Origin of the sequence: Flavobacterium sp. HTF, from assembly GCF_003105115.1 — a bacterium.
Classification (GTDB): domain Bacteria; phylum Bacteroidota; class Bacteroidia; order Flavobacteriales; family Flavobacteriaceae; genus Flavobacterium.
In genome coordinates, this window is sequence record NZ_QETH01000124.1 from 1 (window position 1) to 10,788 (window position 10,788).

Annotated in this window: 9 protein-coding genes; 7 read left to right on the forward strand and 2 right to left on the reverse strand. The window is 33.4% G+C overall.

Translation table 11 applies throughout. The annotated features are described in order from the left end of the window. The 4 genes from DCO46_RS20970 to DCO46_RS20985 form a co-directional block, all read left to right on the forward strand. Positions 1–321, forward strand: a 321-nt coding sequence (locus DCO46_RS20970; RefSeq protein WP_116754431.1) for a hypothetical protein, incomplete at its 5' end; no start/stop codon positions are given. A gap of 91 nt (positions 322–412) precedes the next feature. Next, the gene (locus DCO46_RS20975; RefSeq protein WP_116754432.1) at positions 413–739 is read left to right on the forward strand and encodes a YtxH domain-containing protein; all 327 of its coding nucleotides are present in this window, start codon (positions 413–415) and stop codon (positions 737–739) included. Between the two features lie 75 nt (positions 740–814). Then, positions 815–1,165, forward strand: coding sequence for a competence protein (locus tag DCO46_RS20980; protein ID WP_073484152.1), 351 nt, complete (start codon positions 815–817; stop codon positions 1,163–1,165). A 5-nt stretch (positions 1,166–1,170) separates the two neighbouring features. Further along, entirely contained in the window at positions 1,171–1,425 is a 255-nt protein-coding gene (locus tag DCO46_RS20985; protein WP_116754433.1) for a DUF6327 family protein, read from the forward strand. A 20-nt stretch (positions 1,426–1,445) separates the two neighbouring features. Here the strand turns inward: DCO46_RS20985 and DCO46_RS20990 are convergent, their stop codons facing one another. Continuing rightward, entirely contained in the window at positions 1,446–2,429 is a 984-nt protein-coding gene (locus DCO46_RS20990) for an SPFH domain-containing protein (RefSeq protein WP_116754434.1), read from the reverse strand. Between the two features lie 250 nt (positions 2,430–2,679). After that, the gene (gltX, locus tag DCO46_RS20995) at positions 2,680–4,185 is read right to left on the reverse strand and encodes a glutamate--tRNA ligase (protein WP_116754435.1); all 1,506 of its coding nucleotides are present in this window, start codon (positions 4,183–4,185) and stop codon (positions 2,680–2,682) included. Positions 4,186–4,348: 163 nt separating this feature from the next. Between gltX and DCO46_RS21000 the strand changes: the two genes are divergently transcribed. The 3 genes from DCO46_RS21000 (at position 4,349) to mnmG (ending at position 10,413) form a co-directional block, all read left to right on the forward strand. Then, entirely contained in the window at positions 4,349–7,768 is a 3,420-nt protein-coding gene (locus tag DCO46_RS21000) for a DUF4175 family protein (RefSeq protein ID WP_116754438.1), read from the forward strand. Further along, positions 7,765–8,184: an rRNA maturation RNase YbeY gene (gene ybeY, locus DCO46_RS21005; protein ID WP_116754436.1), complete on the forward strand. Its 420-nt coding sequence runs from the start codon at positions 7,765–7,767 to the stop codon at positions 8,182–8,184. The genes DCO46_RS21000 and ybeY overlap by 4 nt, the downstream gene beginning before the upstream one ends. 357 nt (positions 8,185–8,541) lie before the next feature. Further along, positions 8,542–10,413 carry a tRNA uridine-5-carboxymethylaminomethyl(34) synthesis enzyme MnmG gene (gene mnmG, locus DCO46_RS21010; protein ID WP_116754437.1) on the forward strand — a complete coding sequence of 624 codons (1,872 nt, stop codon included), beginning with the start codon at positions 8,542–8,544 and terminating at the stop codon, positions 10,411–10,413. Positions 10,414–10,788 lie beyond the last annotated feature (375 nt).

Below are 10,788 nucleotides of genomic sequence, written 5' to 3' on the forward strand. Positions count from 1 at the left end.
ATTAAAATTAGCAAACATGCTGTTTCGTCTATTACGAATAAACAAACAAAACTAACTCAAAAAATTTCTGATAAAGTAATTGTAGATTCAAAAGACGATTATAAAATGGTAACTGTTTTACCTCAGGAAAAGACAATAGGATTAAAACAAGCTGCGAGTTTTACAGGCGTCTCGACAAGGACAAAAGGGGAACCGCCAATTGCTAATCAAAAACAGACTGCAATGAGAATCAAAACGAAGTCTGCATCAAATGGTTATCCTTTTGTAAGCATTATTGAAAAAGCTAATGGTAAATATGAAGCCGTAGCTTACGTGTACTAATTATATTGTTAAATTTTAAAAGATTACAATTGATGGGAATTTTTTAAGTTTAAAAAAGGCTATCTTTATTATTAATTTAAATTTTAATATCATGTCAAAGAACTTAAATACAGCGGCTGCAATTTTAGCTGCTGCAGCTGCCGGAGCAGCTATTGGAATTTTGTTTGCACCAGATAAAGGATCTAAAACAAGAGCAAAATTAAAAGAAGGAATTGACGATGCGAAGCACAATTTGCAGGATTCGTTTGAAGCCAGTTCTGATGTTCTTAGAGAAAAATTTACAAATGCGACACAAAATCTGGATGGAACATTAAATGATTTATTGTCAAATGTGAGCCATAAAACAGAAGAAGTAATCACTTTTTTAGAATCTAAACTGGCTGATTTAAAAGAGCAAAACGCTAAACTTCAAAAATAATAATTGTTAAGGAAGCACATAATTGTCTTATTTTTATAAGACAGTTTTGTGCTTTTTCATTTTAAAAATTTAATTATGGCTTTTGAAGAGTTAAAAGAAAATACAGAAAAAATTCAGGAACAGACTAAAGTTTACATTGACAGTCATTTAGCGTATTACAAACTTTGGGGTTTTAAAGTAGCAATGAAATCTACTACCTTAATTTTTAAGTTCACTTTAATACTACTATGTTTTAGTATGGTTTTACTTTTTGGATCTTTTGCAGCAGCCTATGCTTTTGGAGATTTATTAGGAAGCAATGCATTGGGATTTTTAGCAGTAGGAGGGATCTATCTTTTGTTTACGATTTTACTTTTTCTGATAAAAGATAAGATTGTGGAAGGGCCAATTCTGGAGAAATTTTCAGAAATATTTTTTAACGACTAAGATTTATGGAAAAGAAAAAATACTCCTCATATGCTGAAATCGACAGAGATTTAGAAATTTTAAAACTGGAAAAAGATATCAATTATCAAAGACTGGTTTTAAGTTTTCAGAAAACGAAAGAAAGCATAACACCACAAAATATTGTAAATGGTTTTGTTTCCTCGTACACAGATTACTTTTCAAATTCTTATGCAAGCATTTTACAATCAGTTTTACCTTATGTGATCGGTTGGTTTATGAATAAAAAAAGAGGCAGTTAAGCCTCTTTTTTATTTTAAAATTATTGTTGAACATCTGGCTGAATATCATCTTCATAACCAGATTGTGGTTGAATCGGTTTATGTTTTTCAACTTTTTTATTGTTCTTTTTCATCATTTCACCAACCTGGTTAGAAGCTGTAAATGAGGCAACCATGTTGTTTAACATGTCACTTCCGGCTTGTGGAGAATTTGGAAGCAAGATTAAATTTGAATTTGCATCAGCTCCAATTGCCTGCAATGTATCATAATGTTGTGTAACTACTATTAGGGCAGAAGCTTCCTGAGAATTAATACCTACATTGTTCAAAACTTCAACACTTTCTACTAAACCTCTAGCAATTTCACGACGCTGGTCTGCGATACCCTGACCTTGTAAACGTTTACTTTCTGCTTCAGCTTTTGCTTTTGCAACGATTCTGATTCTTGAACTTTCAGCTTCAAATTCGGCAGCTGTTTTTTCTCTGTCGGCAGCGTTGATTCTGTTCATTGCATTTTTTACCTGGATATCCGGATCAATATCTGTTACCAAAGTATTGATGATATCATAACCGTAAGTAGTCATTGCTTCATTCAATTCTCTTTTTACTGCAATTGCAATATCATCTTTTCTTTCAAAAACATCATCTAATTTTAGTTTTGGAACTTCAGCACGAACCACGTCAAATACATAAGCGGTAATCTGATCGTGTGGATATTCCAGTTTATAAAAAGCATCATATACTTTTTCCTGTATAACTTTAAACTGAACCGAAACTTTCATTTTGATAAAAACATTGTCTTTGGTTTTTGTTTCGATGATAACATCTAACTGTTGAATTTTTAAATTTACTCGTCCTGCAACTCTGTCAACCAACGGAATTTTTAACTGTAATCCTGAATTTCTAACACTCTGAAATTTCCCAAATCGTTCGATAATTACAGATGATTGTTGTTTTACCGTAAAAAAAGAAGACATGAAAATGAAGAATGCCAGTACTAAAAAGATAATAATTGGTGTACTCATGGTGATATAATTTAGTTTATTTGATTGGGTAAATTACGAAAATTCTTGTGAATTAAAATTTATAAATCATAAAAAAACGCTAAGAACATTTATTAGATGTTTCTTAGCGTTTGTTTTTTTGAACCATTAAGGTATTAAGAAATTAAGATCAAAGCTTTATTAAGATAATTAAGCTTTATGAACTTTTAAACTTTCTTTAATTACCATTGTGAAAAGCTTAATAGACTTAATATCTTAATGGTAAAATATTTTATAATGTTGCAATTGCTTTCTGAATTCTCGAAATAGTTTCTTCTTTTCCGATGATTTCTACAATGTCAAATAGGTGAGGACCTTTCAAAGCCCCAACCAGACTTAGTCTGAAAGGCTGCATCACTTTACCCATTCCGATTTCGTTTTTGGTTAACCAGTCTTTTACGATTGCTTCAATATTTGCTGAATCAAAACCATCAATATATTCGAGTGTTGAAATCAATTCCTGCATTAAAGCCGGTGTTTCTTCTTTCCAGTTTTTGCTTGCTTTTTCATCATAAGATGTTGGAGCCTGGAAAAAGAAATCAGTTAAATCCCAAAATTCAGAAACGAAATGTGCTCTTTCTTTAATCAACGAAACAATTCTTGTAACGTCATATTTAGAAATGTCAACACCTTTTTCTGCTAAAATAGGAGAGAAGCTCTTTGCTAAATCAGCATCATTTTGTTTGATAAGATATTGGTGATTGAACCATTTGTTTTTTTCAGGATCAAATTTTGCTCCGGATTTATGAACACGGTTTAAGTCAAAAGCTTCAACCAATTCTTCTAATGAAAATAATTCCTTATCAGTTCCGTCATTCCATCCTAAAAGAGCAAGAAAATTTATAACTGCTTCCGGAAAAAATCCGTTCTCTCTGTAGCCGGACGAAATACTTTCTTCCGTTTTCCATTCAAGAGGAAACACAGGAAATCCTAATTTATCACCATCTCTTTTTGATAATTTACCATTTCCAACAGGCTTCAAAATCAAAGGTAAATGTGCAAATTCCGGAGCATCCCAACCAAAAGCTCTGTATAATAAAACGTGAAGAGGCATAGATGGCAACCATTCTTCACCACGAATAACATGTGAAGTTTCCATCAAATGGTCATCCACAATATTGGCTAAATGATAAGTTGGCATTCCGTCACTTTTGAATAAAACTTTATCATCAAGTAAACTCGTTTCAAACTTAACATCACCACGTATGATATCTTTTAAATGTAAAGTTTCATCAACCGGAGTTTTAAAACGGATTACATAATGTTCTCCATTTGCAATTCTTTTAGCAGCTTCATCAGTAGAAATTACCAGAGAAGTGTCCAGTTTTTCACGATTCGTGTGATTGTAAATAAATGTTTTTCCTTCCGCTTCCTGTTCTTTTCTCAAAGTATCAAGAGCTTCAGGAGTATCAAAAGCATAGTATGCCCAACCTGAATTGATCAGTTGATCAGCATAAGTTTGGTACAATTCCTTACGATCGCTTTGTCTGTACGGACCAAATTTTTCGTTTTTTCCAACGGTTTCTTCAGGAGCAATTCCTAGCCATTCTAATGCTTCCATAATATAAGCTTCAGCACCGGGAACAAAACGGGTTTGATCTGTGTCTTCAATTCTCAGATAGAAAACACCATTATTTTTTTTGGCAAATAAATAATTAAATAGGGCAGTACGAACTCCGCCAATATGTAATGGTCCTGTTGGACTTGGTGCAAAACGCACACGAACTTGCTTTGACATTTGTTTAAATTTTGATGCAAAGATACAACTTTAGATAAATTCCAATTTTTTAAAATTCCAAATTCCAGAGCATAGTTGGAGTTGGAATTTGGAGTTTATTTTTTTTGGAATTTGAATCTCAATAATTAGTACTTTTATGGGTCATAATCAAAACAGATTCAACTTGAAAACAACATCTGCTATATATCAAAAGTTAGAGGCTTTTATTAAAAAATATTACACGAATGAACTTATAAAAGGAATACTTCTTTTTACGGGTTTTGGACTTTTGTATTTTTTGTTTACGCTTTTTATTGAGTATTTCCTTTGGTTAAAACCTCTTGGGAGAACACTTTTATTTTGGCTTTTTATCGGAGTAGAAGTTTTCCTTTTGTTTCGTTTTATATTATTTCCAATTTTTAAGTTATTCAAACTTCAAAAAGGAATCGATTATAATCAGGCTTCAGCCATTATTGGAAATCATTTTACAGAAGTAAGTGATAAACTAACAAACTTTTTACAGCTCTCGGCTTCTGAGAATTCAGCAGAAAGTTCAGAATTGATGTTGGCTTCGATAGAGCAAAAAGCAAATTCATTGCAGCCAATTCCTTTTGGAAATGCAATTAATTTTAATTCAAACAGAAAGTATTTGCCATTGGCCATTATACCTATTTTGCTTTTTGCAGTGTTTTATATTTCCGGAAACAGCAATATAATTTCTCAAAGTTTAAATAGAGTAGTGCATTTTAATGCTACATTTTTGCCTCCCGCACCTTTCAAATTTGTGGTTCTAAATCAGAATTTGCAAACAGAACAAAACAAAGATTTCGTCGTTAAAATGGAATCTGTTGGAAATGTTGTTCCCGAAAATGTAATGATTCATATTGGTAACGAAAGTTATTTTATGGAATCATCCCAGCCAGGAAAGTTCGAATTCAAGATTGAAAAACCGGTAGAAAATGTTTCTTTTTCTTTCGAAGGGAACTCAGTTTCATCTGAAGAATATGAATTAAAAGTAATCACTGTTCCGTCTATTGCAAACTTCGAAATGGTTCTTAATTTTCCATCTTATCTAAAAAAGAAATCAGAAACCATTCAGGGAACAGGAAATGCTATCGTTCCGGAAGGTACTTTGGTAACCTGGAAAATGAAAACACAATCGACTCAGGAGATTGTCTGGAAAGATGCAAACGCAATTTTGAAGTTTAATAAAGCCGAAAACGAGTTTAAATTAGCTAAAAATATCAGTCAAAATACAGAATATCAAATTCTTACTTCGAATAGTAAGGTCAAAAACTACGAAAAACTGGATTATCAGCTGTCTGTTATCAAAGATCAGCACCCAACAATCACCGTTTCACCAGCACCAGATAGTTTAAAGTTAGATAAGAATTATGTTTTGGGAAGGTTGGGTGATGACTATGGATTGTCAAAATTGCAAGTTGTTTTCTATGAACATAACAAACCAAATACAGCAAAGCGTGGAACCATTCCGGTAAAGCAGGCTGTGTTTGATCAGTTCGTTTTTTCTTTTCCGAGTAATTTACCTGTAGAAGAAGGAGTATCTTATGAATACTATTTTGAGGTTTTTGATAACGATGCACCACATGGTTTTAAGAGTACAAAGTCTTCTGTTTTTTCAGACAGAGTTTCTACTACAGATGAAGTTCATGATTTAGAATTGCAACAGCAAAATCAGAATATAAATAGTTTATCCAAATCTTTAAAGAACCGTGAAAAGCAATTTTCTGAAATGGAAAAGATTCAGAATACAGGAAAAGAAAAAGATAATTTAGAGTTCAAAGATCAGCAGAAAATTAATGATTTTATCAAACGTCAGAAACAACAAGACGAATTGATGAAACAGTTTGCTGAGAAAATGAATAAGAATCTGGATAAATTCAAAGACGATAAAAAGGATAAAACTGCCGAAGATTTACAAAAGCGTTTAGAGAATGCAGATAAAGATTTAGAAAAAAATCAGAAATTATTAGATGAATTAAAGAACCTGAATGATAAATTAAATAGCGAAGAATTGTTTGATAAAATGGAAAAGTTCAAACAAATCAGTAAAAATCAATCCAGAAATTTAGAACAATTAGTTGAACTTACCAAAAGATTTTATGTAGAAAAGAAGGCTGGACAGGTTGCAGAAAAATTAGATAAGCTTGCAGAAAAGCAGGAACAGCTTTCTAATAAAGACAAAGAAAATACTTCAGAGAAGCAGGAGGAAATAAATAAAGAATTTAATAAAATTCAGGAAGACCTAAAAGATCTGAAAGAAGAAAACAAGACATTAAAATCTCCTCTTGATATTCCTTCTGATGCTTCAAAAGAGAAAGAAGTAAAAGATGATTTGCAGAAAGCAGCTGATGAACTGAATAAAAAGAATACTTCTTCGGCTAAACCAAAACAGAAAAGTGCAGCAAAGAAAATGAAGAGTATGGCTCAGCAAATGGATTCAAGTATGGAAGGTGGAGAGCAGGAACAACTGGAAGAAGATGTAGCAATGCTTCGTCAGATTCTTGATAATCTTCTGGCTTATTCATTATCTCAGGAAGATGTAATGAAACAATTTAAATCTATGAAACTAGGTTCTTCTATATATACGAAGAATATAAAAGTACAGCAAAACCTAAAACAACAGTTCAAACATGTTGATGATAGTTTGTTTGCTTTGTCTTTACGTAACCCGAAAGTAGCAGAAGATGTAACCAAAGAAATTGGCAATGTACAATACAATGTAGATAAAGCTATCGAATCTTTGACAGACGTTCAGGTTCCAAAAGGAGTTTCGAATCAACAATACGCAGTTTCTTCTGCTAATAAATTGGCTGACTTTTTAAGTGATTTATTAAACAACATGCAGATGTCCATGTCTAAACCGGGAGCAGGAAAACCAAAACCAGGTGACGGTCAAGGAATGCAGTTGCCGGATATTATACAAAAGCAAAAAGGATTGGCCGATAAGATGAAAGAAGGAATGAAGCCAGGAGACAAACCGGGAGATAAAGCAGGTGAGAAACCCGGTCAGGGAAAAGACGGAAAGTCAGGACAAGGACAAACTGGTCAGGGTAAAGAAGGACAAGGAAAAGAGGGTCAGGGAAAAAGTGGAGACAAAGGATCTTCAGGTAAGGATGGTAAAAACGGAAACGGAAAAGGTGAGAAGGGCGAAAAAGATGGAGATGATGGAGAAGGAGATGCTGAAGCAATAATGGAAATTTATAAAGAGCAGGTTAAACTGCGAGAAGCGTTGCAAAAAGAATTAGCTAAAAAAGGATTAGATTCTCAGGGGAGATCTGTAATTGATCAAATGAAACAATCAGAAAAGCAACTTTTGAATAAAGGATTCAGGAACGAGAACCTTCAAAGAATTTTAAATATCCAACAGGAATTATTAAAATTGAACAATGCAGTTCAGCAACAAGGTCAGGATACGAAGCGTCAATCTGAAACAAATAAGACTGAATTTACAAACAAAACAAATGCGTTACCAAGCTCATTATTGGATTATTTAAACAGTGTAGAAATTTTAAACAGACAATCACTACCTTTGCGCTCAAATTTTAACCAAAAGGTTCAAGAATATTTTAATACAAAATGATCAATTTTAATTACGAAACAGATTTTAATTTAGATAACGAAGTAGCCTTTTCTGATTGGTTGAGTGCTGTAATTGTTTCTGAAAAGAAAAACGAAGGAGAGATAAATTACATTTTTTGCGATGATGAATATCTTCACAAGATTAATGTTGAATATCTCGATCACGATACATTAACAGATATTATCAGTTTTGATTATACTGTTGGTAACGAATTAAACGGAGATATTTTTGTTTCTGTAGAAAGAGTAGAAGACAATGCAAAGGATTTCAACGTTTCTTTTGATGAAGAATTGAAACGAGTTTTAGCACATGGTATATTACATTATTGTGGATACAAAGATAAAAGTGATGCAGATGCAGAACTTATGCGTTCAAAAGAAGATGAGAAGATTGCGATGTTTCACGTGGAACAGTAGATAGATTTGTTTCAGGTTTTAATTGTTTCAAGTTTCAGGTTTTGAAAATTTATACGTTTATATAGTTAAAATTGTTCCACGTGAAACGTTTTGTTTTGAAGTAAAATTTTAAAGCGTTTCACGTGGAACATATAAATAGTTTTAAATCTGATTTAAGTTTTAAGAATGTTTCACGTGAAACATTTTATAAGAGAATCTTATCGAGAAATGAAATGTGTTCCACGTGGAACTTTTAAGTTTGGTTTTGAAACCTGAAACTTAAAACTTGAAACAAAAGGAAGACGTTCCACGTGGAACAAAAGAATTAATTTAATTCTGAGAACTGACTTAACCGGTTTCCAGAGAATAATAAAACAAATGTTTTTAGAAGAATACGATGTTATTGTGGTGGGTGCTGGCCATGCAGGATCTGAAGCTGCAGCTGCGGCTGCGAACCTGGGATCAAAAACTTTATTGGTTACAATGAGTTTGCAGAACATTGCACAAATGTCTTGTAATCCTGCCATGGGTGGAATTGCAAAAGGACAAATCGTTCGTGAGATTGATGCGCTTGGAGGTTACTCCGGAATTGTTTCAGACAGAACAGCAATTCAGTTTAAGATGTTGAACAAATCAAAAGGACCTGCAATGTGGTCGCCGAGAGTTCAAAGTGACCGTATGCGTTTTGCTGAAGAATGGAGAATGATGTTGGAGGGAACTCCAAATCTTGATTTCTATCAGGAGATGGTGAAAGGCTTGATTATCGAGAACGGAAAGATAAAAGGAATTCGAACTTCTCTGGGAGTTGAAATTCGATCAAAATCTGTTGTCCTGACAAACGGAACTTTTTTGAATGGATTGATTCATATTGGAGACAAACAATTCGGTGGAGGGAGAGCGGGCGAAAGTGCCGCTTTTGGAATTACCGAAGATTTGGTTGCTGTAGGTTTTGAATCAGGAAGAATGAAAACAGGAACACCTCCAAGAGTTGATGGTCGTTCTTTGGATTATTCTAAAATGAACGAAGAGAAAGGAGATGCCAAACCGGATAAGTTTTCTTATTCGGATTTAACTGTACCGTTGACTGAACAAAGATCTTGTCACATGACATACACGTCATTGGATGTGCATGATATTTTGAGATCAGGATTTGATCGTTCACCAATGTTCAACGGAAGAATAAAAAGTATCGGCCCAAGATATTGCCCTTCGATTGAAGATAAAATAAATCGTTTTGCCGATAAAGAAAGACACCAATTATTTGTGGAGCCTGAAGGATGGAAAACTTGTGAAGTTTATGTAAACGGATTTTCAACCTCGCTTCCGGAAGATATTCAGTTCAAAGCATTGCGTTCTGTTGCCGGTTTTGAGAATGTAAAATTTCTTCGTCCGGGCTATGCAATCGAATATGATTATTTTCCGCCAACACAATTGAAACATACTTTGGAAACAAAGCTGGTAGAAGGATTATATTTTGCCGGACAGATAAACGGAACAACAGGATATGAAGAAGCAGCATCGCAAGGTTTGATGGCCGGAATAAATGCTCATTTAAAAGTGCATGAAAAAGCCCCATTAATCCTGAAACGTGATGAAGCTTATATCGGGGTTTTGATTGACGACTTAATTACGAAAGGAACAGAAGAACCTTATCGTATGTTTACATCGCGTGCAGAATACAGAACATTGTTGCGACAAGATAATGCCGACTTTAGATTGACACCTATATCATACGAAATTGGGTTAGCTTCTGAAAAGCGTTTACGCAGAATGGAGCATAAATTGAATGAGTCTGAAAAGATGGTTCAGTTCTTTAAAGAAACAAGTGTTTCTGTTGCAGAAACAAATCCAATACTTGAAGCAAAAGAAACAGCTGCAATTACACAAGGTGATAAAATGTTTAAAGTGTTTTCTCGTCCGCAGATTGATTTAGAAGATATGCTGAAGTTTGAAAAAGTGCGTGAGTACGTTTCGGAAAACAATCTTGATCAGGAAATTTTAGAGCAGGCAGAAATCCAGGTTAAATATTCGGGCTATATTGAAAAAGAAAGAAACAACGCCGATAAACTGACAAGACTCGAGGAAGTAAAAATTCCCGAGAATTTTGATTATAATAAAATCAAATCAATGTCAATTGAAGCAAAACAAAAGTTGGCTAAAATTCGCCCGGTTACAATTTCGCAGGCATCAAGAATCAGCGGAGTTTCTCCGAGTGATATTTCTGTGCTTTTGATTTATATGGGAAGATAGTTTTTTGTTTCAGGTTTCAGGTTTCAGGTTTCAAGTTTGTACATGAAACTTGAAATCTGAAACAAATTTTAAAATTGTTCCACGTGAAACAAATTGTAGTAAATTAAAATTTTAGATTTCAATAGAGTAATCTAAAATTTAAACTCAGAAATCTAAAATATTATCTGTTCCACGTGAAACGAAATTAAAATTGATTTAGTTTGTCATTCTGAGGAACGAAGAATCTTCGTTGCCAGATCGATAAAAATTGTTCTGTAGTTGTATAATTACTAACGAAGATTCTTCGTTCCAGAATGACATAAAAGGTCAAACTTTAAAATTCTATTTATGAAGATTATCAGAAAAGAAATTTTATCCGAAGAAGAAAAAGAAGTT

What these genes read in the sequence shown, in the direction of transcription:
- DCO46_RS20975 (WP_116754432.1), top strand. Translation starts at nt 413, where the DNA reads ATGTCAAAGAACTTAAATACAGCGGCTGCAATTTTAGCTGCTGCAGCT.
- DCO46_RS20980 (WP_073484152.1), top strand. Translation starts at nt 815, where the DNA reads ATGGCTTTTGAAGAGTTAAAAGAAAATACAGAAAAAATTCAGGAACAG.
- DCO46_RS20985 (WP_116754433.1), top strand. Translation starts at nt 1,171, where the DNA reads ATGGAAAAGAAAAAATACTCCTCATATGCTGAAATCGACAGAGATTTA.
- DCO46_RS20990 (WP_116754434.1), bottom strand. Translation starts at nt 2,429, where the DNA reads ATGAGTACACCAATTATTATCTTTTTAGTACTGGCATTCTTCATTTTC.
- gltX (WP_116754435.1), bottom strand. Translation starts at nt 4,185, where the DNA reads ATGTCAAAGCAAGTTCGTGTGCGTTTTGCACCAAGTCCAACAGGACCA.
- ybeY (WP_116754436.1), top strand. Translation starts at nt 7,765, where the DNA reads ATGATCAATTTTAATTACGAAACAGATTTTAATTTAGATAACGAAGTA.
- mnmG (WP_116754437.1), top strand. Translation starts at nt 8,542, where the DNA reads ATGTTTTTAGAAGAATACGATGTTATTGTGGTGGGTGCTGGCCATGCA.